The organism is Mesorhizobium sp. M0910, from assembly GCF_040319465.1.
Taxonomy (GTDB): domain Bacteria; phylum Pseudomonadota; class Alphaproteobacteria; order Rhizobiales; family Rhizobiaceae; genus Mesorhizobium.
In genome coordinates this window covers 129317-153422 of record NZ_JAMYNZ010000013.1, presented here as the reverse complement: position 1 = coordinate 153422, position 24106 = coordinate 129317, and the positions used below count along the sequence as shown (strand labels likewise).

Below are 24106 nucleotides of genomic sequence, written 5' to 3'. Positions count from 1 at the left end.
ATGAATGCCCTGCAACAGCAGGCCAGATTTGACGCTTTCATCAGCGAATTCAACGAGGAAAGGCCGCATGAGGCGTTGGCCATGAAGCTACCGACGGAACTCTTCACGGCCGTATTCCGGCCTGCCGGAGCTGACCTATCCCCTCCATGACAAGGACATCCTGGTCACCGCCTGCGGCCGCATCTGCATGATGAGGAAGAAGATCAACGTCTCGACCGTGCTCGCCGGTCAGAGGCTCGGAATAAAGGAGGTCGACGACGGCATTTGGCTCGTAAGCTTCATGCACTATGATCTGGGATATATCGACCTGGAACAGAGAACCTTGCAGACCATCGACAACCCGTTCGGCACGAGGTTGTCACCCATGTCTTAGGTACATTCTGTTACCCATGTCTCCGGGTCGTACCCTGTTTTTTCTGGTCGGAGTGGCAGGATTTGAACCTGCGACCCCATCGTCCCGAACGATGTGCGCTACCAGGCTGCGCTACACTCCGTGACCAGACCGCGGGCTTATAGCCGCCGCGTTTGGTTACTGCAAGCGTCAATGGAGGCGCTTCTGTCGCATTTCTTTCGCTTTCGTCGCCACGTCATACAGGTTTCAGTTTCCTGTCGCACAAACACGGCTTAAAGGGCTTCTGGGTAACCGTCGCCTTGCCTCGAAGCACCTGATTCAGCAGCCTGGAGTTTGCAGCCTTGTCGATGAAGATCGTTAGCGATGTCAAACCAAACACTTTTGAGTTTGAAACCTCGGCGCTGATCAAGCCGTCCGGGTTTCGCGAATATGATGCGCGCTGGTGGTTCGGCCATCCCGGCTCGAACGAAACACCGGAACTCAATCTGATCGGCGTTCAGGCGCTCGGCATGGGGCTCGGCACGCTGATCCGTCGCCTGGGTGCCGGGCCCGACATCGTCACCGGCCACGATTTTCGCTCCTATTCGCTTGCCATAAAGCTGGCGCTGGTTTCCGGGCTGATGGCAGCCGGCGCACGGGTCAAGGATGTCGGGCTGGCCCTGTCGCCGATGGCTTATTTCGCCCAGTTTGCGCTCGACACCCCGTCCGTCGCCATGGTCACTGCCTCGCACAACGAGAATGGCTGGACCGGCGTCAAGATGGGCGCGGCGCGCCCGCTGACTTTTGGTCCGGAGGAGATGAGTGCGTTGAAGGCGATCGTGCTGTCCGGCGATTTCGATCTTGTCGGTGGCGGCTCCTATGACTTCGTTGCGGACTTCCGCAAAACCTACCTTGACGATCTGACAGCGGGAAAGCGTATCTCCAGGAAGCTCAAGGTGGTGGCCGCTTGCGGCAACGGCACCGCTGGGGCTTTCGCTCCCGAGGCACTGGAAAGGATCGGCTGCGACGTAATCCCACTCGACGTCGAGCTCGATCATACATTTCCCAATTACAATCCAAACCCCGAAGACATGCAGATGCTGCACGCCATTCGCGACAAGGTGCTGGAAACGGGCGCCGATGTCGGGCTCGGTTTCGACGGCGACGGCGACCGCTGCGGCGTGGTCGACAATGAGGGCAACGAGATCTTCGCCGACAAGGTCGGTGTCATGCTGGCGCGCGACATTTCGCACCTCTATCCCGGCTCGACTTTCGTCGTCGACGTCAAGTCGACCGGATTGTTCATGACTGACAAGGTGTTGCGGGAAAATGGCGCGGTCACCGACTATTGGAAAACCGGTCACTCCTATATCAAACGGCGCGTCGCCGAACTCGGCGCCGCCGCCGGTTTCGAGAAATCGGGCCATTTCTTCTTCAATCCGCCGATCGGCCGCGGCTATGACGATGGCCTGGTAACGGCCATCGCCATATGCCAGATGCTGGATCGCAGTCCGCAAAGTAGCATGGCCGATCTCTACCGCGATCTGCCGCTGACGTTCGGCACGCCGACCATGTCGCCACACTGCGCCGACGAGCTCAAATACGGCGTCGTCGAGCGCGTCGTAGGCGATTTTCGCAAGATGAAGAACGACGGCGCGGTCTTCGCCGGCCAGAAGATCGCCGAACTGATCACCGTCAACGGCGTCAGGGTCGTGGCGGAGGACGGCACCTGGGGGCTGGTGCGGGCATCCTCGAACAAGCCGGAGCTTGTCGTGGTGGTCGAAAGCCCGGTATCGTCGGAGCGGCGCCGGCAGATGTTCGAAGCCGTCGATGCCGTGCTGCGCCGCAGCCCCGAAGTCGGCGCCTACAATCAGACCTTTTGAGCACGAGGCTTGTTTTCATGACCGAACGGATCGTCAGTTTTGTGATGAGCGGCGGCGTCGGCTCGCGGCTGTGGCCACTGTCGCGCGAGGACAATCCCAAGCAGTTCCATGATTTTTCCGGCGACGGCTCGATGCTGGCCAAGACGCTGCGCCGGCTGACCGCGCGGCCGGAGGGCGAAACGCCGATCTTCCTGATTGCCTCGGAAAGGCACGCCGACCGCGTTCATGCCGATATTGCCGGTCTCGAGCTTTCCGGCGGCGGCCCGCTGTTCGAGCCGACCGGCCGCAACACTGCCGCGGCCGTTGCCTTGGCAAGCCTGCGCACCTTGTCGGAATTCGGCGACAGCCTGGTGCTGGTGGTGCCCTCCGATCACGAGATCGCGACGGCGCAGCAATTCTGGCAGAGCGTCGAAGCCGGCACCGCGGCGGCGCGCGAGGGCAGGCTGGTGGTTTTCGGCATCAAGCCCGCGCAACCTGAGACCGGCTATGGCTACATCGAGGTGGCCGGCGAGCGGGACGGCATCTGCGACGTCTCGCGTTTCATCGAAAAACCCGATCTCGCCACGGCGCAGAGCTATCTCGAGGCCGGTAACTTCTATTGGAACACCGGCATCTTCCTGTTTCGCGCCAGCGCCATGCGCGACGCATTCATGGCTTTCCAGCCCGACATCTGGAGCGCCACCGAGGCTGCCTATCAGGCGGCGACATCAGACCTTTCGGGCCTCTACATGCCTCTGGAGCTCTATGCCGCCATCCCATCGACATCGATCGACTATGCGATCATGGAGCGCGCCAGCGGCATCGCCATGGTGCCGGCGGGCTTTCGCTGGAACGATCTCGGCTCCTGGCAATCGCTGCTCGACGTCGGCCCCTCCGACAGGCAGGGCAATGTCATCGTCGGCGATGTCGTCGCCATCGATTGCGAGAACTCCTATATCCGCAGCGATGGTCGCCTCCTGTCGGCCATTGGCCTGAAGGACGTCGCCATCGTGTCGACCGCCGACGCCACTTTCGTCGCGCCGGTCAGCCACAGCCAGAATGTCAAAAAGATCGTCGAGCAGCTCGAAAAGAGCGGTCGCCTTGAGACCAGGTTCACGCCCGCCGACGATCGCGTCATCGAAAGCGGCGCCTGGCAGCGCCGCGTGCACCATTGGCTGTTCGAGGAGACGGTGCCGTTGTGGTCGACGGTCGGCGTCGATGAGCGCCATGGCGGTTTCCACGAAGCGCTCGGCTTCGATGCCGCCCCCCTGATGAAACCCAAGCGCATGCGCACGCAGGCCAGGCAGATCTACGCCTTCGCCGTCGCCAAGGCGCGCGGCTGGAACGGCCCGGCCGATCGGTTGATCAGCCACGGCCTCGAATTCATGGCCAGGCACGGCCGTACCGACAATGGCGGCTGGGTACGCACCCTCAACATCGACGGCACCGTCGCCGACGGCGCCGAGGATGCTTACGATCATTCCTGCGTGCTCCTGGCGCTGGCGCATGCCCATATGTGCGGCAATCCCGATGCGTTGCGGCTTGGCGAGGAAACCTTTGCGTTCATCGACGCGCATCTCGAGGACGAACGCCTGACCGGCTTCCGCGAGACCTCGAGTGGCGAGGGCGAGCGCCGCTCCAACCCGCACATGCATCTGCTCGAGGCGTTCCTGGCCTGGCATCAGGCGACCGGCGAGCGCGCTCATCTCCGCCGCGCCGCGCGCATCGTCGATCTGTTCCGCAGCCATTTCTTCGACCCGGAAAGCTGGACCCTTGGCGAGTATTTCGACCATGAATGGCGGCCGGCCCCTGGCGAGAAGGGCACCTGGACCGAACCGGGCCATCATTTCGAATGGGCCTCGCTGCTGATCGACTTCGCCGGCCGCAGCCGCCAGAGCGACTTGACCGGCCTCGCCAGGAAGCTCTACGCGTCGGCGATCGCCAATGGCCTGAACCGCGCCACGGGCCTCGCCTACGGCGCCGTCTCGCGGCAAGGACTGCCGCTCGACCGCGTCTCGCGCAGCTGGCCGCAGGCCGAAGCGATCAAGGCGGCGATCGCGCTGGACGGTTCGGGGGGGCCCGACCTGAAGCCGGAAATCGAGGCGCGGGTCGGCCGGCTGTTCCGCTGGCACATCAATCCGGCACCGCTCGGCCTGTGGATCGACCGCATCGACGAGCGTGGCCGCTCGCTGGCAAACGAGGTGCCGGCCAGCATCTTCTATCATCTCGTCTGCGCGCTGACCCAGTATCTCGACGGCACGGCCCGCAAGGATCAGTACGGGCTGGCGACATCCCCGGTCTCGACATAGACCGACTTCAGCTGCGAATAGAGTGCTAGCGCCGCGAGCGAATTCTCGCGGCCGATGCCGGACTGCTTGAAGCCGCCGAAGGGGATTTCGACCGGCGTCAGATTGTAGGCGTTGATCCAGCAGGTGCCGGCCTGCAGTTCGGCGATCACACGATGGGCGCGCGCCAGGTCGCGGGTGAACACGCCGGCGGCGAGGCCGAATTCGGTATCGTTGGCGCGCTCGATCACCTCGTCCTCGCTGTCGAACTTCAGCACGCTCATCACCGGCCCGAAAATCTCCTCGCGCGCTATGCGCATCGTGTCGGTGACCTCGGTGAACACCGTCGGCTCGACGAAGAAGCCACCCTGGAAACCCTGCAGCGAAGGCACATTGCCGCCGCAGGCGAGCACCGCGCCATCCTGCTTGCCGGCCTCGATGTAAGAGACCACCTTGTCGTGCTGCGCCTTCGAGACCAGCGGCCCCATCTGCGTGTCCGGATCGAGCGGATCGCCGATGCGGATTTTCTTCGTCCGTTCGGTCAGCCTCTCGACGAAACGGTCATGGATGCCGCTCTGCACGAAGACCCGCGTGCCGTTGGAGCAGATCTGGCCGGTCGAATAGAAATTGCCGAGCATCGCGCCGCCGATGGCATTTTCGAGGTTGGCGTCTTCGAAGACGATCAGCGGCGACTTGCCGCCGAGCTCCATCGTCGCGTGCTTCATCTTCGAGCCGGCGAGCGACAGCACCTTGCGGCCGGTCGGCACCGAACCGGTCACCGAGACCTTGGCGACGACATCATGTCCGACAAGCCCGGCGCCGACATCGCCAAAACCCTGCACGACGTTGAACAGCCCGTCCGGCAGGCCGGCCTCGGTGTAGATTTCGGCGAGCGCCAGCGCTGAAAGAGGCGTGTTCTCCGACGGTTTGAACACCATCGCATTGCCCATGGCGAGCGCGGGTGCGGATTTCCAGCCGGCGATCTGGATCGGGTAGTTCCAGGCGCCGATGCCGACGCAGACGCCGAGCGCTTCGCGCCTGGTATAGGCAAAGGGTCCGCCGAGATCGACGGCCTCGCCATTAAAGGCGGCAACGGCGCCGCCGAAATATTCCAGGCAGTCGGCCGCCGACGGGGCGTCAGCAACCAGCGTCTCCTGGATAGGCTTGCCGGTATCCAGCGTCTCGATGCGCGCCAGATCGGCATTGCGCCCGCGCAGAATGTCGGCGGCACGGCGCAGGATGCGGCCGCGTTCGACCGGCTTCAGCCGCGCCCAGGCCGGTTGTGCTGCACGCGCCGCCTCGATCGCGAGCTCCAGCACGTTCGGCGTCGCCGAGCGCAGCATGGCGATGGTCTCGCCGGTTGCCGGATAGATAACCGGCAGCGCTGCGCCGCGCTCGTCGTCGATATAGCGGCCATTGACATAATGCGATGCCGTTGGCTGGGCGCGCATGACTGTTCTCCAAATCGTCTTGTCGCGGCATGCGGAATATGCGTCCGCCGGATCATGGCCTATCTGTCCGACACCTGCCAGCGCGGATTGATCCATGGTTCCTGGTTGGAAGGTGGCAGCGGCGTGCGTCCGAGAATGTGGTCGGCGGCTTTCTCGCCAGTCATGATCGACGGCGCGTTGAGATTGCCGTTGGTGACGCGCGGGAAGATCGAGGAATCAGCGACTCGCAGCCCTTCGATGCCGATGACGCGGCATTCGGGATCGACGACGCTCATCGCATCATCGGCACGGCCCATCTTGCAGGTGCCGCAAGGATGGTAGGCGCTTTCGGCGTGATCGCGAATGAAGGCGTCGAGTTCGTCATCCGATTGTATATGCGCGCCCGGCGACAGTTCCTTGCCGCGGTATGGATCGAAGGCCGCTTGCCCGAAAATCTCGCGGGTCAGCCGGATGCAGTGGCGGAACTCCTTCCAGTCGTCCGGATGCGACATGTAGTTGAAGCGGATCACCGGCTTCGATTTGGGATCGGGCGAGCGCAGCGTGACCGAACCGCGCGACTTCGACCGCATCGGCCCGACATGCGCCTGGAAACCATGCGCCTTGGCCGCCGCCTTGCCGTCATAGCGGACCGCGGCCGGGATGAAGTGATACTGGATATCGGGATAGTCGACGCCGGCGCGCGAGCGCACGAAGGCGGCTGCCTCGAAATGGTTGGTGGCGCCGAGGCCGGATTTGAAGAACAGCCATTGTGCCCCGATCATCGCCTTCGAAAACGGATTCAGCACCGAGTTCAGCGTGATCGGCTTTGTCGATTCCTGCTGGATGTAGAGCTCCATATGATCCTGCAGATTGCGGCCGACACCCGGCCGGTCGGCGATCACCGGAATGCCGTTCTCCCTAAGGTGCTGGCCGGGGCCGATGCCGGACAGCATCAGGATCTTGGGCGAGTTGATCGAGGAGGCGGCAACGATCACCTCGCGCCGCGCTCTGACTACCTGAATCCGTTTGCGCGCTTCGATCTCGACGCCGGTGGCGCGTTGATTCTCGATGATCACCCGCCGGGCGAAACCCTTGACCAGGATGACATTTTTCCGCCTCAGCGCCGGCCTCAGATAGGCGCTCGCCGCCGACCAGCGACGGCCGCCGCGGATGGTCTGCTCCATCGGCCCAAAGCCCTCCTGCTTCGCGCCATTATAGTCGTCGGTCAGCTCGAAGCCGGCCTGACGGCCTGCCTCGACGAAGGCGCCATAGAGTGGGTTCGTCCTCGAGCCGCGCTGCACAGTCAGCGGGCCGCCATGGCCGCGCCAGCCATCCTCGCCGCCTGCGCTGTCCTCCATGCGCTTGAAATAGGGGAGCACGTCGGCAAACCCCCAGCCGGCCGCGCCCTGTTCGGCCCAGTGGTCGAAGTCGCGGGCATGGCCGCGCACATAGACCATGCCGTTGATCGACGACGAGCCGCCGATCACCTTGCCGCGCGGCGTCGCCAGCACGCGGCCACCGAGGTGCGGCTCGGGCTCGCTGGCAAAGCCCCAGTCGTAGAGGCTCATATTGAGCGGGATCGACAGCGCCGACGGCATCTGGATCAGCGGCCCGATATCGCTGCCGCCATATTCGATGACGATGACCGAATGCTTGCCGTCCTCCGACAGCCGGTAGGCCATGGCCGAGCCGGCCGAGCCGGAGCCGATAATGACGAAATCCGCTTCAAGCATGATTTATGCGCGCCCGTGGTTCATATGCGCAATGAAATCGGCCAGCGAGACGTTGCCGCCGGTTGCCACTACGAGAACGGTCTTGCCGGTCGCGTCGACCTTACCGCCGAGCAACGCCGCCAGCGAAGCAGCGCCGGATGGTTCGAGCACCAGCTTCAGCCGCTCGAAGGCGATGCGCATGGCGCGCCGCACCGAGGCATCGTCGACGGTGACGCCGCGAACGCCGGCCGCCTTCACCGCTGCGAACGGCGCGTCGCCCGGCCGCCGCGACATCAGCCCGTCGCAGATCGATTTCGGCCCGATCGGCATGGTTTCGATGGCGCCATGCGCCAGCGACGAGCCCATGCCGTCAAAACCTTCGGGCTCGACGCCGATGATCTCCGTGGCGGGCGACAGGTAACGGAAGGCCAGCGAAACGCCGCCGATTAGGCCGCCGCCGCCGACTGAGCAGAACAAGAGATCGACTTCCGCTTGCCTGGCGGCCAGCTGGTCAAGTGCCTCCAGCCCGGCACCGGCCTGGCCGGCGACGATCTCCGGATCGTCGAACGGGTGCAGCAGGGCCAGGCCTTCGCTCGAGGCGATCTCGCGCGCCTTGGCGGCGGCGACTTCCTCACGCGCGCGATCGCCATGGTCAGTCAGCACCACGCGCGCGCCGTAACCGATGTGGCGTCGCGCTTGGCGGCCGGAGCGTCGATCGGCATGACGATGGTGACGGGAATGCCAAGCGCCTGGCCTGCCGCCGCCAGCCCTTGCGCGAAATTGCCAGAGGAGTAGGCGACGACGCCGTTTTGCGTTTCGTCAGGCGAGAGCTTCTTCAGCCGCCAGTAGGCGCCGCGCACCTTGAACGATCCGGCCCATTGCAGCGATTCGGCCTTGACGAAGACGCGGGCAGCGCCGGTCTCGCGGGCGAGTGCCGCCGATTCCAGCAGCGGCGTGATCTGCGTCGCCTTAGAGGTGACGGCATAGGCCTGCCTGAGATGGTCGAGCGAGGGGACGAGACGGTCTGCCATCATTTGCCTCGCGGAAAGCGCTTCTGCTCTTCGAGCAGGTCGAGGTTCATGTGGTTGCGCATGTAGCGCTCCGATGCCTTCTGCAGCGGCTGGAATTCCCAGGGATAATGGGTGCCGTTGCGCAGCGCCGGGTAGACCACCCAGCGGCGCGCCTGGCTGGCACGCACCGCGGCATCGAACACCGCCATGTCCCAGCGCGCCCGCACCTTGTCGATGAAAGCGGCCACCAAAGCCGCATTGGCCGGATCGGCGGCGAGATTGGTCAATTCCCGCGGATCCGATTCAAGATCAAACAGTTGCGGCGGGTCGATCTCGCAATGGATGAATTTGTAGCGGCCCTCGCGCATCGCCACCATCGGCGCGTTGGAGCCTTCGGCGGCATATTCCATCAGCACCGGCGCGGAGCGTTTCTTTCCGTTCAGCAACGGTAGCAGCGACTGGCCGTCGGTCCACGGGGCAATCGCGCTGATGTCGATGCCGGCCAGGTCGCAAAGCGTCGGCGTCACGTCGAGATTGGAAACCGGCGTCTCGATCAGCCCGGCGTGTATGCTCTTGCCGGCGATCATCAGCGGCACCCGCGCCGAACCTTCGAAAAAGCACATCTTGAACCACAGGCCGCGCTCGCCGAGCATGTCGCCGTGATCCGAGCAGAACAGGATGATCGTATCGTCGAGCATTCGCGTGCGCTCGAGTACCGACAGCAATTCGCCGACCTTGTCGTCGAGATAGGAGATGTTGGCGAAATAGCCGCGCCGCGCGCGGCGTATCTGCTCAGTGGTGATGTCGAAGCTGTCATAGTCGCTGGCGCGGTAGAGCCGCTGCGAATGCGGGTCCTGCCTGTTGTAGGGGATGAAGCCGACCTCCGGCTCGAGCGCCGGGCAATCCTGGTAGAGATCCCAGTAGCGCCGCCGTGCGACGTAGGGATCGTGCGGATGGGTGAAGGAAACCGTCAAGCACCAGGGCCGATGTGCGGCATCGTCGGAGACGCGGGCAAAATCGTAGAGCTTCTGCACCGCATGGAAGGCGACCTCGTCGTCATATTCCAGCTGGTTGGTGATCTCGGCAGTACCGGCGCCGCTGACGGAGCCGAGATTGTGATACCACCAGTCGATGCGCTCGCCGGGTTTGCGATAGTCGGGTGTCCAACCGAAATCGGCCGGATAGATGTCGGTGGTCAGCCGCTCCTCGAAACCGTGCAACTGGTCCGGCCCGACGAAATGCATCTTGCCGGAGAGGCAGGTGTGATAACCTGCGGCGCGCAGATGATGGGCAAAGGTCGGGATCGAAGACGCGAATTCGGCGGCGTTGTCATAGACACCGGTGCGTGACGGCAACTGGCCGCTCATGAATGCGGCGCGGCCCGGGGCGCAGAGCGGCGAGGCGGTGTAATTGTTGCAAAAACGCGCCGAACGCGCGGCGAGCGCCGTCAGATTCGGCGCGTGCAGGAAATCCGCCGGCCCATCCGGGAACAGCGTTCCGTTGAGCTGATCGACCATGACGATCAGGATGTTCGGTTTGGATGTCACTGCTTCTGCCGTCCGCTGAGCTTCGTTTCGAGATAGTCCTCGACCAGTGCAATCGCGGTCGCGGCATCGGGAACACCTTCTTTCAGCGCGCGCCTGATATAGAGCCCGTCGATCAGCGCCGCCGTCGCTTCGGCGACTCGGTCGGCCTCGCTCCTCGGCAGGATGCCGGTCAGCCCGCTGAGCAGATTGGAATGCAGCCGTCGCGCATAGACCTTGAGCAGCCGACGAAGTGCTGACGACTTCTGCGCCTCGACATAGAAAGCGAGCCAGGCGGCGATCGTTTCGGGCTGGAACTGGACGTCGGAGAAGTTGACCGCGACCACCGCCGAGACGCGCTGGCGCGCCGTGCCGGCCGCGCGAAGTGCACGGCGCGTATCGGCGGTGAGTTCGCTGAGGATGTGGCGCATCGTCGCCAGCAGCAATTCGTCCTTCGCGCCGAAATAATGGTGGGCAAGCGCCGAGGACACGCCGGCGCGCCCGGCGATTTCCGACATCGTCACATCGAGCGAACCGCGCTCGCCGATCGCCGAGATCGTTGCGTCGATGAGCGCCCTGCGGCGCAACGGTTCCATTCCGAGTTTCGGCATTCTTGCTCCGGCCTGTTGGCACCAAGATTATTTTTTATTGACGCATCAATCAACAAAAATCCGGTCTGACTTGCTGGCAAAAGCCAGGCACTATGACCAGATGTTCAAGATCAAGCGATTGTGCGGTTCTGGCCCCTTCACGAAGCCGGCGGAACGGTTCATGCTTGAACAATGCTGAGGCGCGCCGCAAGATCGCGTAGCCCGGGTCCACAGGATGGAGATCGCCATGACAGCATGCATCGTCGGTTGGGCGCATTCGCGCTTCGGCAAGCTCGAAGGCGAGACGCTGGAGAGCCTGATCACCAAGGTGGCAGTCGAGGCGCTTGATCATGCCGGCATCGGTCCGGATGACGTCGACGAGATCGTGCTCGGCCACTTCAACGCCGGGTTTTCCGCCCAGGATTTCACCGCGAGCCTGGTACTCCAGGCCGACGACCGGCTGCGCTTCAAGCCGGCGACCCGCGTCGAGAACGCCTGCGCCACCGGCTCGGCGGCAGTCAGGCAAGGCATCCGCGCCATCGACGCCAATGCTGCCCGTATCGTGCTGGTGGTCGGCGCCGAGCAGATGACGACGACATCAGGTCCTGAGATCGGCAAGAACCTGCTCAAGGCCTCGTATCTGCCGGAGGACGGTGACACACCGGCAGGCTTCGCCGGCGTCTTCGGCAAGATCGCCCAAGCCTATTTCCAGCGCTATGGCGACCAGTCGGATGCGCTGGCGATGATCGCCGCCAAGAACCACAAGAACGGCGTCGACAATCCGTATGCGCAGATGCGCAAGGATTTCGGTTACGAGTTCTGCCGGCAGGAAAGCGAAAAAAACCCCTTCGTCGCCGGTCCGCTGAAGCGCACGGACTGCTCGCTGGTCTCAGACGGCGCCGCTGCGCTTGTCCTTGCTGATACGGCCACGGCGCTGAAGATGCGTCGCGCCGTCGCCTTTCGCGCCAATGAGCATGTGCAGGATTTCCTACCGATGTCGAAGCGCGACATTCTCGCCTTCGAGGGCTGTGAGCAGGCCTGGAACCAGGCGCTGAAGCAGGCGGGCGTGACGCTCGGCGACCTTTCCTTTGTCGAGACGCATGACTGCTTCACCATCGCCGAACTGATCGAGTATGAGGCAATGGGCCTGGCCAAGCCCGGCGAGGGCGCCAAGCTGGCCCTGGATGGCGAGACGGCGAAGAATGGAAGGTTGCCGGTCAATCCGTCGGGCGGGCTGAAGGCCAAGGGCCACCCAATCGGTGCCACCGGCGTATCCATGCATGTGCTGAGCGCCATGCAGCTTGTCGGCGAGGCGGGCGGCATCCAGGTGCCGGGAGCAAAACTCGGCGGCATCTTCAACATGGGTGGTGCCGCGGTCGCCAACTACGTTTCCATTCTCGACAGGATCAGATAAACCCGCCCGCATTTGCGGGAGGTGACATGGCAAATCCGGTTCTGGTCGAAGTCTTGCGCGGCGCAATCGTCGAGAGTGCCCATCGCGGCGCTGTTGCCGTCTTCGACGCCGATGGCAAGCCTGTCTGGGAGATCGGCGACACGGCACAGCCGGTGTTCCCGCGTTCGGCGGTCAAGGCGATCCAGGCGCTGCCGCTGGTCGAGAGCGGCGCTGCCGATGCCTACGGCTTCGGTGATCGGGAGCTGGCGCTGGCCTGCGCCTCGCATTCCGGCGAGCCGCCACATCTCGAGCTGGCGCGCGCCATGCTGGCGAAGGCCGGCCTGGACGAGGCGGCACTCGAATGCGGCGCGCATTGGCCGTCGAGCCATGGAGCGACGCTGGCACTTGCCCGCGCCGGCCGCGTGCCGAGCGCGCTGCACAATAATTGTTCCGGCAAGCACTCAGGCTTCCTATGCACCTGCGTTCACAGCGGCATCGCCCATCGTGGTTACGTCAAGGCTGGCCATGCCTCGCAGGAGATGGTGCGCGAAGCGATGCAGGCGGTGACCGGTGCTGCCCATGACGCCGATCACCGCGGCACCGACGGCTGCTCGATTCCGACCTATGCCGTGCCGCTGCGCAGCTTTGCCCTTGGCTTTGCCCGCATGGCGACAGGTGCCGGCTTCGAGCCGGTGCGCGCCCGGGCGGCGAAGCGGCTGCTCTCCGCCTGCATGGCCGAGCCGTTTTTCGTCGCCGGCACGGGCAGGTCCGATGTCGCGATGATGGAGGCCGCGCCCGGGCGGATTTTCGTCAAGGGAGGCGCCGAAGGTGTTTTTTGCGCCGCCCTTCCGGAGCTCGGCCTTGGCATCGCGCTGAAATGCGATGATGGCGCCGGCCGCGCCGCTGAAGCGATGGTCGCGGCCGTGCTGGCTAAGCTGCTGCACGCCGACAAGATGGTAGCGGCGAAACTGGTCGAACAGGCAAATCCGCCCATCGAAAGCCGGATCGGCGCCAAGGTTGGCGCGCTTCGGCCGACGGCCACCCTCAACTGACGTGGTTGCGCTCGACGGTCAAATGCGCGTAGCCGGCATTGCCTGACGCGGCGAGGTCGCCGGTCACCGGCTCGGCCCAGCGTTGGCCGACAATCGCGCCATTCTGGACCCCGTCGATGACATTGTCGGAGATGATTGCCGTCCCGGCACCTTCGACCACGGTCACGACGATGCCGGTCCCCGCCTTGCGGACGATGTTTCCCGTGGCGACCACATTGCGCATGAACGGTCCCCAGCCGATCTGCATGCCGTAGAGCGGCGCATTCTCGACGACATTGCCGGAAACGGTGGTGTCGGCCTCGACGCTGATGCCGACGCCGAAGCCGGGCGCGTCCGCAGGGTAGGGACCGCTGGTCGACAGATTGCGGACGATGTTGCCGGAGCACACGCCCATGCGGCCGCCTTCGTTGAAGTTGACGATCGAAATACCGTTCGCAGCACCATCGACGATGTTGTTGCCGATGACGGCGCCTTCGAACGAGAATTCGGAATACACGGCCGTCTCGCCCGAACGCGAGCAGGTGTTGCCGGTGATCTGCAAATTGCTGGAACTGTTGGCGCGGATCGCCGAGAACGCGCAATCCGAGACAATATTGCCGGAGATGATGACATTGCCGGCGCGGAACGCATTGATGCCGTTGCCGTTCTGGCCGGTTCCGCCGCTGCGCGCCTGGATGCGCTCGATCCGGTTGCCGCTGACGATGGTGCCGTCTTCCGCTGCCTGCCAGCGGTGCACGAGAATGCCGCCATTGGCGCAGTCGGAGACGCTATTGCCTGATATTTCCAGGCCATCGGCCTCGACCGAATAGATGCCGGCATCGGCCGCACCGGATATCTCCGAGCGCTCGATGCGGCCCGAGGCATGTTCGAGCGCCAGACTGTTCTTGCCGCTGCCGGTCATCTGGCAGTTGTCGACGACCAGATGGGCGATGCGGCGCAGATCGAGCAGGCCTTGCGTGTAGTCGCCCATCCAGCGGTTGCTGCCGTCGAACACCAGCCCGCTGAGTTCGATATGCTCGGCCCGTTCGGCCATAATGAGATGGCCATTGCCACCATAGACGATCCGCGATGCGCCCGGCACGCCGGACAGGCGCACCCGGCCGGGCAGCGACAGGTTGGAAACGATATAGGTCCCCGGCGGCAGGAACACCGGCATGTCGCGGTCGTGCGCGTCGCGCAGCAGCTTGGCGAAAGCCTTGCTCTGGTCGTCAAGCGCGCCGGGCCGGACGCCGAGCTCGGTCGCGTTGATCGCCCCGCGCATCGCGGCTTTCTCGATGCCGGCCAGGTTTTTCGCCGCTGCTTTGCCGAGCGAAATCCCCATGACGGCAAAGCCGGCGGTCTGCGCAAGCAGCGTTCGTCTGTTCAACATCGGCACAGATCCTTGCGTCCAACGCTCACGCCGCAGGATTCGTGCCAGACTAGCCCGGTCGAACTCGTGGTGAAAATCTGACGCTTGGCCCCTATTCGATCCTCGTTGGCTCAGCGATCACCGCATTTACCCCGTTGAAGGCAAGTTGCAGGAATGTCTGGTCGATCTCCGCGGGGGACAGCTTCGTATCCCTCTCAAGCCACCAGTGCATCACTTCAAAGAACGCGCCAACGATGAAGCGTGTGGCGATCTCAAGTCTGGCCCCGCCTTGATCACCTTGGATATTCGCCAACTCATGGCGAACCTGCCTGCTTATCCAGCCGCGGATCTCTTCTGGCATTTCGCGCTTTTTCCCGCCCATCAGCGCACGGTGCATCTCCCGCGTGGCAAGAGCATGCTCGAACACCGGACCGCTGAAGGAAAAGCCCTTGGCGTTTCGCTGCGAATAGCGTTCGGCACCGTGCGCCTGCAAGGTCTTCAGATGGTCGTCGATCGTTGCTTTCCTCAAGCGGTCCTTGTCGGGATAGTGTGTGTAGAAAGTCGAGCGGCCGACATCGGCTTCCCTGCAGATATCCTCGACCGTGATCGCCGTATATCCCTTCTCGGCGGTCAGTCTGAAAAGCGCCTGCTGCAGTCGGCTGCGGGTCCTGGCGACCCGACGGTCGATCGGTCCGGCTGGCATCGGCAACATCCTTTTCCGGCCAAAGGACACCAAATCGTCCAGTATTGGGCGCGTCGGTGCGATGTGGCCAGTAAAACTGATACTGGACACACTGTCCAGTATCCTATGCTCTTGCGGAAGGCCCAGCGCGATGCCCGGCTGGCCGGAGATAAAGCAATGCACCAACGTCTTTTCGGAACAATAGTCGGAGGGCATGCGTTAGTCGCGCTCGTCAAAGTGGCCGTGGTGCTCGCGGCATTTTTCTCGTTGGGACAGGCAAATGCGGTCTTTTCCTTGGGAGTTCCCGTCCTCCTGCTTCATGCTGGTGCACTCGTCGTAGTCGCGAGCTTATTGATATGGCAAAGCGCTCACGGGCGGCTGTCCGGAAAGGACCGCAGACCGGCCGCCGGCGAGGAGAAGGCGCTGCATGTCGGCATCACGCTTCATTCCGCCGCCCTGTACGATATGCTGGCGTGGCTTCTGACCTTCGGTCGCGAACGTGCTTTTCGCGAAAGGATATTAAGCTTTGCGGAGCTGAAGCCGGGAGAAGTGGTCCTGGATGTCGGGTGCGGCACCGGCACCACCGCGCTCCTTGCCAGACAAAAGTGGCGCCGGAGGGGCGCGTGCACGGCGTCGACGCCTCCGCCGAAATGGTTGCGCGCGCGACGGCAAAGGCCCGGCGAGCCGGGCTACAAGTCGGGTTCTCGACCGCCACCGCTCAGGAACTGCCTTTCAAGGATGGGGAATTTGATGTCGTCCTCAGCACGCTGATGTTCCACCATCTTCCAAAGAAGGGCCGCGAGGAATTCGGCAGAGAGGCCTTCCGCGTCCTGAGGCCGGGCGGTCGTGTGCTTATCGTCGATTTTGCGAAACCGCCGCGCCAGAAGAGCACCTTTCGGCTCCACCGGCATGGTTACGTCGATTTGGACAAAGTTGCAGCGGATCTCGGCCGGCACGGCTTCAATATCGTTGAGCAAGGCGACGTCGGAACCAAGGGGCTCCGCTACCTAGTTGCGCAACCGGACCTTAGCCTTGCGGCCCTCGAAGCGCGATAGTGCGCCAAGTTGAGGCATTCGCATGGCCAGCTTTACACCCCAAGCAGCTGTCTAATCTCGGGTACTGAACCCCAGATCTTCACCATTAGCCTCTTCATCAGCAATGGCTTGTGGAGTCGCCATTCCAAGCCTAAGTTCGTCAGATGAGCAGGGCCTTCACCCGCGAGGAAGACAGCGAAAACGCCATCGCCGGCATCGGCGAGCGGCCGATCAGCCATCACCGCAATCTGGTCACGGAACGCGGCATGGCGCTGATCGATGCCGAGGTGGCCGCTCTGCGCGACGAACTGGGCAGAGCCGAGAAGAGGGCCGACCGCGAGCGCATCGCGCTGGTGTCGCGTGATCTCCGCTATTGGACGGCGCGGCGTGAAAGCGCCGAGCTTTCGGTGCCCGAACCGGGGAGCGACCTGGTTCGTTTCGGCATGGGTGTCACCCTGGAAAGCGACGACGGCAAGAAGGTGCACTGGAAGATCGTCGGCGAGGACGAAGCCAATCCGGGCAAAGGGACAATTTCCCATATGTCGCCGATGGCGATGGCGCTGTTCGGCAAGAAGGTCGGCGAAGTTGCCGTGGTCAACGGCAAGGAATGGGAGATCGTCAAGCTCTCCGACAGTTAGTCTTCGAGCTTGACGACATGATCGCGGAAGAACGCTGCGGCGCCGGCCTCGTCGATTTCGCCGGCGGCGACGCCCATGACGAATTCGTAAAGCATGCCGTCATTGGCCGACAGGGCATAACCATTCACAATCAGAAATGCGCCGGACGCGACAATGGCCGTGCGTTTGTTGCCGTCGACAAAGGCATGATTTCTGGCAATGCCGAAGACATAGGCGGTTGCGAGTTCCTCAACCGACGGGTCTCCGTAGTTGGCCTTGTTTTCGGCGCGAGCGAGCGCCGATTCGAGGGCATTTTCATCCCTCAAGCCTTGTGCTCCGCCGTGTCGGCGCAACTGCTCCGCGTGCATGGCTTCGACTGCACGCCGCGTTAGAAACTCCCAGCTCATTCGGCGAGCTTCTGAAGCGCGACCTTGTATTTGTCCATGACCTCGCGGGCAGCTTTCATTTGCCGCTCGAAGCTGTCGTCCACTGGCTTCAGCGCAAGACCGTCACCTGTTTCAACGATTTGAAGCTGGTCGCCGGCCTTCAGGTTCAGACGATCGAGAAGCTCCCTCGGCAGGATCACGCCTTCGGAATTGCCGATCTTGCGAATGGTCGTGTTCATGGTGAGGCATCCTGTTGCAACGCTGATTATAACTCAGCGTGTTTCTTGTTGCAACAGACATTATAACAAAGCGTCAGCCGGCCTGCAGCAGCCGGTCCATCAGCCGCTCCGCCGCTTCCGGGATAACCGTGCCGGGCGGGAAGATTTCAGTGGCGCCTGCCTGCCGGACTGCGTCGTAATCCTGCGGCGGGATGACGCCGCCGGCGACGATCAGCATGTCGTCGCGGCCGAGCTTCTTCAGCGCATGCTTGAGTTCGGGAATAAGCGTCAAATGGCCCGCAGCCAGCGACGAGGCGCCGACGATGTGCACGTCATGCTCGACCGCCAGCCTGGCGATCTCGTCCGGCGTCTGGAACATCGGCCCGACGGTGACGTCGAAGCCTAGGTCGGCAAAGGCGGTGGCGATCACTTTCTGGCCGCGATCATGGCCGTCTTGCCCCATCTTGGCGACCAGAATGCGCGGCTTGCCGCCGGACTTCTCCTCGAACGCGATGATCTTGTCCTGCAGCCGGTCGACCACCGGATTGTGGCCGAGCGCGTTGCGATAGACGCCGGAGATCGTCTGCACCGAGGCGACATGGCGGCCGAAAACCTTTTCCAGCGCCAGCGAAATCTCGCCGACCGTGGCGTTGGCGCGTGCGGCCCGGATGGCGAATTCCAGCAGGTTTGCGTTACTCCCGGCAGCACGGGTAAGCGCATCGAGCGCGCTCTCGACGGCGGCGACGTCACGCGTGCCTTTCAGCCGCTGCAGCTTCGACAATTGCCGCGCCCTGACTTCGGCATTGTCGATCTTCAGCACGTCGACTTCGATGTCCGTGCCGGGACGGTGAGCATTGACACCGACCACGATCTGTTCGCCTGAATCGATGCGCGCCTGGGTGCGCGCGGCAGCCTCTTCAATGCGCAGCTTCGGTAGGCCCTTTTCGATCGCCGCGGCCATGCCGCCGAGGCTCTCGACCTCCTCGATATGCGCAAGCGCACGCGCCGCCAGATCATGCGTCAGCCGTTCGACATAGGCGGAGCCGCCCCACGGGTCGATAATGCGCGTCGTGCCGGACTCCTTCTGCAGGATGAGCTGTGCGTTGCGGGCGATGCGGGCCGAATGGTCGGTCGGCAGCGCCATTGCCTCGTCGAAGGAATTGGTGTGCAGCGACTGCGTATGCCCTTGAGTCGCCGCCATCGCCTCGATCATGGTGCGGATGATGTTGTTGTAGGGATCCTGCGCCGTCAGCGACCAGCCCGAAGTCTGGCAATGGGTGCGCAGCGACAGCGAGCGCTCGCCCTTCGGCGAAAAGTTCTTCAGCATCAGGCTGGCCCACAAAAGGCGCGCTGCTCTCAGCTTGGCGACTTCCATGAAGAAATTCATGCCGATCGCCCAGAAGAAGGAAAGGCGCGGCGCGAAACGGTCGATGTCGAGGCCGGCCGCGACGCCGGCGCGGGCATATTCGATACCGTCTGCAATCGTGTAGGCGAGCTCGAGATCCGCCGTCGCTCCTGCCTCCTGCATGTGGTAGCCGGAGATCGAGATCGAATTGAACTTCGGCATGTGCTTCGACGTGTAGGAAAAAATGTCCGACACGATCCGCATCGAAGGTTTTGGCGGATAGATGTAGGTGTTGCGCACCATGAACTCTTTCAGGATGTCGTTCTGAATGGTCCCAGTGAGATCCTTCTGCGCGACGCCCTGTTCCTCCGCCGCCACAATATAGAGCGCCATGATCGGCAGCACCGCGCCGTTCATCGTCATCGATACCGTCATCTCGTTAAGCGGGATGCCGTCGAACAACTGGCGCATGTCGAGAATGGAATCGATGGCGACGCCGGCCATGCCGACATCGCCGGCGACGCGCGGATGGTCGCTGTCGTAGCCGCGATGCGTGGCGAGATCGAAGGCGACCGACAGGCCCTTCTGGCCGGCGGCAAGGTTGCGACGGTAGAAGGCATTGGACTCTTCGGCAGTCGAGAAGCCGGCATATTGCCGGATCGTCCAGGGTTGCTGGACATACATCGTCGGATAGGGGCCGCGCACGAAGGGCGGCAGGCCTGGATAGGTATCGAGATGTGGCAAGCCCTTGAGATCGCCCTGGTTGTAGAGATGCTTGACGGCAATGCCTTCCGGCGTCACCCGCTGGCCTTTGACCTCGACCGGCACCCGCCGTGGCGGCGACCAGCCGATCTGGCTGAAATCCGGGATCATGGCACGGCTCCGATCGACTGATCGATGCGGATCGGAAATAGCGGCTCGCACACCGCAACGCCTTCGGTGAAGGCAGGCCGCCGCTCCGCCGCCAGCGTCTCGACCGGACGCTCGGTCTTCGACGGGTGCAGCGTCGTGCCGACGATCGCCCGTTCGCCCGCCTGGTAGGCTGTGTTGCGGCGGGCGGAAGCTGCCTGGACGCGCCTCTGGATGTGGCCTTGCTCAAGGCTGGTCAGCACGCCGCCTTCTGCCTCGATCTGCTGGAACTCCTGCCAGGCCGCCGCGCAGAGCTCCGCAGTCAGCGCTTCGACGGCGCCCGAACCGCAAACCGGATCGGCGACGTGGTCGATGTGGCTTTCATTGGCCATGATCAGTTGCGCGTTGCGGGCAACGCGGCGAGCAAAACCCGCGGGTAGGCCGTGCGCGATCGTGTGCGGCAGGATGGCGATCGAATCCGCGCCGCCGACGGCAGCCGCGAAAGCGGCGATGGTGGTGCGCAGGATGTTGGTTTCCGGGTCGGCCGCCGTCATCATCCGGAAGGAGGTTTCGGCATGGATGCTGGCGGTGGAGGGCGGTATCGAGCAGGCCTCCTGGACACGCGCCCACAGCCTGCGCAACGTCCTGACCTTGGCCGTCGAAACGAATTGGTCGTGGTCGACGCTCAGCGCAAAACCAATATGCGGCGCCGCGTAGACGAGCGGCTGGCGCGCCTTCTCGAACAGCCTCAAATAGGAGACGGCCGAGGCGAGCATGGTGCCAAGCTCCTGCGCCTCGGTGGCGCCGGCATTGTGGAATACCCGCCCGTCGGCCTCCAGCAGCACGCCGGGCACACCCATCGAAAAGAAATGCGCCAGCGATTGCGGCATCGAAGCCTGTAAAGCCTCGATCGACATGCGCAGCCTGCCGGTCCCGGCAAAGATCGCCGCCGGATCGATGCCGAAGGAGAGGTTGAGCTTTGCCGGGTCGGAGCGGCGCTTGGTCAAGAACGCCACCAGCCAGTCGGCCACGGCACGGCTCCAGGGATGGGCGTCGATGCGGATCTGGATGCGGTTGAGCGGCACGCCGTCGAGTACGCCCTCCAGCGCCTCCGCCGTCCTCGGCAAGCCGTAGCCGAAGGCGTTCGGCGCACCTTCGAAGACAAGCGACAGTCCGGTAGCACCCTGCGCGACGTCTTCCAGCGCCTGCGCACTGGCGCGGCCTATATCCGGATCGTCGATACGCTGGCTGACGATCCACGGTGATCCCGGGTTGGCGCGCACGACAGGCTCGGCGGTTACCGAACGCTCGTAGAGCGGCTCGATGCGGATGGCGTCGTCCGTATGCGAGACGAGCTTTTCCTCGAAGGACCCGCCGCCCAGCGCCTTCTCCGCCAGCGCCAGCCATCGTTGCCGGTCGACGTTTGGAAGTTCGGCATCCTGGGTCAAGGCACCGGCGCCCATCGGTTCTCCTCGTTCTAGCGGCCGCGGCGGCCGACTATGTCAGTCTACGGTCCCCGGCCCGATATCACAATGCAGCACACTTGCCGTGCAACACGCCTTCCGTGATGCCGACCGTCAACCGATTGCCAAACATGGGCAGGTTCCGCAAGCTCCAAAAGCCATTTTCGACGGTGCCCATTGTCGCTGCGCAATGGCCTCACTATACCTGCGGCGGGGCTCCCTTTTCTTCAAGGGATCAGGGCATTCAATCCTATAGGTTTGCGGAGACCGGACACATGGCCGACGATACCAGTATCTTCATAGGGGCCAGCCGCAAGCCGGACGACAGCTATCAGCGGCCCGAACAGCTTTTGCTGCAGTATGGCAATCGTCACGGCCTGGTCACCGGCGCGACCGGCACCGGCAAGACGGTGACCCTGCAGATTTTGGCCGAGGGTTTCTCCAATGTCGGCGTGCCGGTATTCTGCGCCGACATCAAGGGCGACCTGTCGGGTATCGCCATGATGGGCACAGCGCAGGATTTCCTGGTCAAGCGGGCCGAGCAGGTCAAGCTCGATCCTTATGAATTCCAGGAATTCCCGGTCATCTTCTGGGATCTGTTCGGCGAGCAGGGCCACCCGATCCGCGCCACCATCTCGGAGATGGGGCCGCTGCTTCTGTCGCGGCTGATGAACCTTTCCGAGGCGCAGGAAGGCATCATGAACATCGCCTTCCGCATCGCCGACGAGGAAGGCCTTTTGCTGCTCGACTTGAAGGACCTGCAGTCACTGCTGGCCAATATCGCCGACCGCGCCGAAGAGATCGGCGCCCGCTACGGCAATGTGACGAAACCTTCGGTCGGCGCCATCCAGCGCACGCTGCTGGTCCTGGAGCAGCAGGGCGCGGCCAATTTCTTCGGCGAACCGGCATTGCGGATCGCCGACATCATGCGCACCACGCGCGATGGACGCGGCGCCATCAGCGTGCTCGCCGCCGACAAGCTGATGATGAATCCGCGGCTCTATGCGACGTTCCTGCTGTGGCTGATGTCGGAACTGTTCGAGGAACTGCCGGAAGTCGGCGACCCGGACAAGCCGAAGCTGGTCTTCTTCTTCGACGAGGCGCACCTTCTGTTCGACGACGCCCCGAAGGTGCTGGTCGACCGCGTCGAGCAGGTGGTCCGGCTGATCCGTTCGAAGGGCGTCGGCGTTTATTTTGTCACGCAAAATCCGCTGGATATCCCTGAAACCGTGCTGGCCCAGTTGGGCAACCGCGTGCAGCACGCACTTCGTGCCTATACGCCGCGCGAACAGAAGGCCGTCAAGACGGCGGCCGAGACGTTCAGGCCCAATCCCGATTTCGACTGCGCAACCGTGATCACGCAGCTCGGCACCGGCGAGGCGCTTGTCTCGACGCTGGAAGCCAAGGGCGTGCCGTCCATGGTGCAGCGGACGCTGATCCGCCCGCCATCGTCGCGCCTTGGCCCGATCACGCCCGAAGAGCGCCGCAAGCTGATCAATGAGAGCCCGGTCGCGGGACAGTACGACCAGACCGTCGATCGCGAATCGGCCTTCGAGATCCTGCAGAAAAAGGCCAAGGATGCCCAGGAGGCACAGGCGCAGCAACAGGACGCAGGCCGTTCGCGCTGGACCATTCCCGGCTTCGGCAACGACGATCCCCAGCCAGCCGGCGGCCGCCGCGCGCCGCGCCCCTCCAACCGCCAGACGGTGGCAGAGGCGGCGATCAAATCAGTCGTGCGCTCGGTCGGCTCGTCGGTCGGACGTGCGATCGTCCGCGGCATACTAGGCAGCCTGTCCAAGGGGCGGTGAAGAGCATCGGACCCGAAGGCGGGCATGGGCGTTGGCAAATTCTGCCGTGGCATGAAGCGCCAGTAGCCAGATCTGGAGGACAGCGGACGGCGGCTATGCGGTCATGAGCTGTCACCGGTGGCGTCTGCCCACAGCGCGGCAACATCCGCTGCTCGGCGAAGCCATCGGACCTAAAGGCCGGCACCGGTACGGGCACGCCGACGCGCAGCAAAACCAGCGGGAGCGAGGAAGACCCCGCCCGCGCTTTCGACCAGCTCAGAAGATCGAGTTGGTCACCGATTTTATCGGGCCGAGCAGGATCGATCCTTCCGGCACGCCGGCGTCGATCGGAATGGCTCTGCGGTTTGCTGTTGCCACCACCGGCTGGCCGACTTCGGCTGTCACCACGACCGGGGTCTTGTTCGGCACACGATCGTAGAGATCGATAATGTCCTGGTTCATCAGGCGCACGCAGCCCGACGACACCGACTTGCCGATCGAGCGCCATTCCGGCGAGCCGTGTAACCGGTACAGCGTGTCCTGGTTACCCTGGAACAGATAAAGCGCTCGCGCGCCAAGCGGGTTGTCCAGCCCGCCGGGCATGCCGCCATTATCGGCACTGTATTTTGCGAGCTCGGGCTGGCGGGCTATCATGTCGTCCGGTGGCGTCCATTTCGGCCATTTCTGCTTCCATTGGACTACCGCATCGCCCGACCATTCGAAGCCGGCGCGGCCGAGGCCGACGCCGTAGCGGATCGCCTGGCCGCCCGGGCGCACCAGGTAGAGGAAGTGGTTGGTCGTGTCGACGACGATGGTGCCGGGCTGCTGCCCGGTCGGATCGTCAACGATCTGGCGCAGGAACTGCGGGTCGATCTTGTCGACAGGTATGGCCGGCAGCTCGAAGCCCCCATCCGACATCGGCCCATACATCGTCACATAGTCGCCGAGCGCCGGCTCGACATAGGTCGGCGGCGGTGGCTCGACCGGCTGCTGCGACAGGGTGGTGCAACTGGAGACCGCGACCGAGGCGGCGCCAAGGGCTGCTGCGTTGAGGAAACCGCGACGGCTAAGGCGCAGAGAGGACGATTGGGGTGTGAACATGATTGCCTTTTTTAAGTCTCAAATCGCAACAAAGCGTGAATGCGTCCGATACGGCGCAGGTGCTTGAGCAATGTCAGCGCGATAGGCG

General features: G+C 63.5%; 18 protein-coding genes, 1 tRNA gene and 2 pseudogenes. 8 read left to right on the top strand and 13 right to left on the bottom strand.

The features are described from left to right. Window positions 1-373 (top strand): annotated as a pseudogene (locus tag NKH78_RS27020) (IS481 family transposase); the annotation flags it as partial. A 44-nt stretch (window positions 374-417) separates the two neighbouring features. On the opposite strand, the gene NKH78_RS27015 reads toward NKH78_RS27020, so the two are convergent. After that, window positions 418-494 (bottom strand) — tRNA-Pro (locus tag NKH78_RS27015). A gap of 205 nt (window positions 495-699) precedes the next feature. Between NKH78_RS27015 and NKH78_RS27010 the strand changes: the two genes are divergently transcribed. Together NKH78_RS27010 and NKH78_RS27005 are read left to right on the top strand one after the other, a co-directional pair. Continuing rightward, window positions 700-2214, top strand: coding sequence for a phosphomannomutase/phosphoglucomutase (locus NKH78_RS27010; RefSeq protein ID WP_502899854.1), 1515 nt, complete (start codon window positions 700-702; stop codon window positions 2212-2214). A gap of 17 nt (window positions 2215-2231) precedes the next feature. Beyond that, window positions 2232-4502, top strand: coding sequence for an AGE family epimerase/isomerase (locus NKH78_RS27005; RefSeq protein WP_352884777.1), 2271 nt, complete (start codon window positions 2232-2234; stop codon window positions 4500-4502). Here NKH78_RS27005 and betB read toward each other — a convergent pair. The 5 genes and pseudogenes from betB to betI all read right to left on the bottom strand — a co-directional run bounded on the left by betB (window position 4466) and on the right by betI (window position 10764). Further along, window positions 4466-5929: a betaine-aldehyde dehydrogenase gene (gene betB, locus NKH78_RS27000; protein ID WP_352740867.1), complete on the bottom strand. Its 1464-nt coding sequence runs from the start codon at window positions 5927-5929 to the stop codon at window positions 4466-4468. The genes NKH78_RS27005 and betB overlap by 37 nt on opposite strands. A 59-nt stretch (window positions 5930-5988) precedes the next feature. Next, complete coding sequence (gene betA, locus NKH78_RS26995; protein WP_352479498.1) at window positions 5989-7641, bottom strand: choline dehydrogenase; 1653 nt, start codon at window positions 7639-7641, stop codon at window positions 5989-5991. 3 nt (window positions 7642-7644) lie between these two features. Continuing rightward, a pseudogene (locus NKH78_RS26990) lies at window positions 7645-8651 on the bottom strand (threonine/serine dehydratase family protein). Continuing rightward, window positions 8651-10177: a choline-sulfatase gene (betC, locus tag NKH78_RS26985; protein ID WP_352884775.1), complete on the bottom strand. Its 1527-nt coding sequence runs from the start codon at window positions 10175-10177 to the stop codon at window positions 8651-8653. The pseudogene NKH78_RS26990 and the gene betC overlap by 1 nt, the downstream one beginning before the upstream one ends. Continuing rightward, on the bottom strand, window positions 10174-10764 hold the full coding sequence (betI, locus tag NKH78_RS26980; RefSeq protein WP_352884774.1) for a transcriptional regulator BetI: 591 nt from the start codon (window positions 10762-10764) through the stop codon (window positions 10174-10176). The genes betC and betI overlap by 4 nt, the downstream gene beginning before the upstream one ends. A 226-nt stretch (window positions 10765-10990) precedes the next feature. Between betI and NKH78_RS26975 the strand changes: the two genes are divergently transcribed. Next, window positions 10991-12157: an acetyl-CoA acetyltransferase gene (locus NKH78_RS26975; RefSeq protein WP_352884772.1), complete on the top strand. Its 1167-nt coding sequence runs from the start codon at window positions 10991-10993 to the stop codon at window positions 12155-12157. A 26-nt stretch (window positions 12158-12183) separates the two neighbouring features. Further along, window positions 12184-13188 carry an asparaginase gene (locus NKH78_RS26970; protein ID WP_352884770.1) on the top strand — a complete coding sequence of 335 codons (1005 nt, stop codon included), beginning with the start codon at window positions 12184-12186 and terminating at the stop codon, window positions 13186-13188. On the opposite strand, the gene NKH78_RS26965 is transcribed toward NKH78_RS26970, so the two are convergent. Together NKH78_RS26965 and NKH78_RS26960 are read right to left on the bottom strand one after the other, a co-directional pair. Continuing rightward, window positions 13181-14557 (bottom strand): TIGR03808 family TAT-translocated repetitive protein, encoded by a 1377-nt coding sequence (locus tag NKH78_RS26965; protein ID WP_352884768.1) that lies wholly within the window; start codon window positions 14555-14557, stop codon window positions 13181-13183. The two genes, NKH78_RS26970 and NKH78_RS26965, sit on opposite strands and share 8 nt — an antisense overlap. A 91-nt stretch (window positions 14558-14648) precedes the next feature. Next, complete coding sequence (locus NKH78_RS26960) at window positions 14649-15434, bottom strand: TetR/AcrR family transcriptional regulator (RefSeq protein WP_352507465.1); 786 nt, start codon at window positions 15432-15434, stop codon at window positions 14649-14651. A gap of 140 nt (window positions 15435-15574) precedes the next feature. On the opposite strand from NKH78_RS26960, the gene NKH78_RS26955 reads away from it, so the two are divergent. After that, window positions 15575-16273 (top strand): class I SAM-dependent methyltransferase, encoded by a 699-nt coding sequence (locus NKH78_RS26955; RefSeq protein WP_352740863.1) that lies wholly within the window; start codon window positions 15575-15577, stop codon window positions 16271-16273. Between the two features lie 143 nt (window positions 16274-16416). Next, a complete protein-coding gene (locus tag NKH78_RS26950; protein ID WP_352507466.1) occupies window positions 16417-16890 on the top strand; it encodes a GreA/GreB family elongation factor in 474 nt (157 codons plus the stop codon). On the opposite strand, the gene NKH78_RS26945 is transcribed toward NKH78_RS26950, so the two are convergent. The 4 genes from NKH78_RS26945 to NKH78_RS26930 all read right to left on the bottom strand — a co-directional run bounded on the left by NKH78_RS26945 (window position 16887) and on the right by NKH78_RS26930 (window position 21130). Continuing rightward, window positions 16887-17276: a type II toxin-antitoxin system death-on-curing family toxin gene (locus NKH78_RS26945; protein ID WP_352740862.1), complete on the bottom strand. Its 390-nt coding sequence runs from the start codon at window positions 17274-17276 to the stop codon at window positions 16887-16889. The genes NKH78_RS26950 and NKH78_RS26945 overlap by 4 nt on opposite strands. Further along, window positions 17273-17494: an AbrB/MazE/SpoVT family DNA-binding domain-containing protein gene (locus NKH78_RS26940; protein ID WP_095496758.1), complete on the bottom strand. Its 222-nt coding sequence runs from the start codon at window positions 17492-17494 to the stop codon at window positions 17273-17275. Before NKH78_RS26940 ends, NKH78_RS26945 begins: the two co-directional genes overlap by 4 nt. A 73-nt stretch (window positions 17495-17567) precedes the next feature. Next, a complete protein-coding gene (scpA, locus tag NKH78_RS26935; RefSeq protein ID WP_352690045.1) occupies window positions 17568-19691 on the bottom strand; it encodes a methylmalonyl-CoA mutase in 2124 nt (707 codons plus the stop codon). Beyond that, window positions 19688-21130 carry a methylmalonyl-CoA mutase subunit beta gene (locus NKH78_RS26930; RefSeq protein ID WP_352690043.1) on the bottom strand — a complete coding sequence of 481 codons (1443 nt, stop codon included), beginning with the start codon at window positions 21128-21130 and terminating at the stop codon, window positions 19688-19690. The genes scpA and NKH78_RS26930 overlap by 4 nt, the downstream gene beginning before the upstream one ends. A gap of 275 nt (window positions 21131-21405) precedes the next feature. Between NKH78_RS26930 and NKH78_RS26925 the strand changes: the two genes are divergently transcribed. Beyond that, window positions 21406-22938 carry a helicase HerA-like C-terminal domain-containing protein gene (locus NKH78_RS26925; protein WP_352884765.1) on the top strand — a complete coding sequence of 511 codons (1533 nt, stop codon included), beginning with the start codon at window positions 21406-21408 and terminating at the stop codon, window positions 22936-22938. 255 nt (window positions 22939-23193) lie between these two features. On the opposite strand, the gene NKH78_RS26920 is transcribed toward NKH78_RS26925, so the two are convergent. Continuing rightward, window positions 23194-24018: a L,D-transpeptidase gene (locus NKH78_RS26920; RefSeq protein WP_352740858.1), complete on the bottom strand. Its 825-nt coding sequence runs from the start codon at window positions 24016-24018 to the stop codon at window positions 23194-23196. Window positions 24019-24106 lie beyond the last annotated feature (88 nt).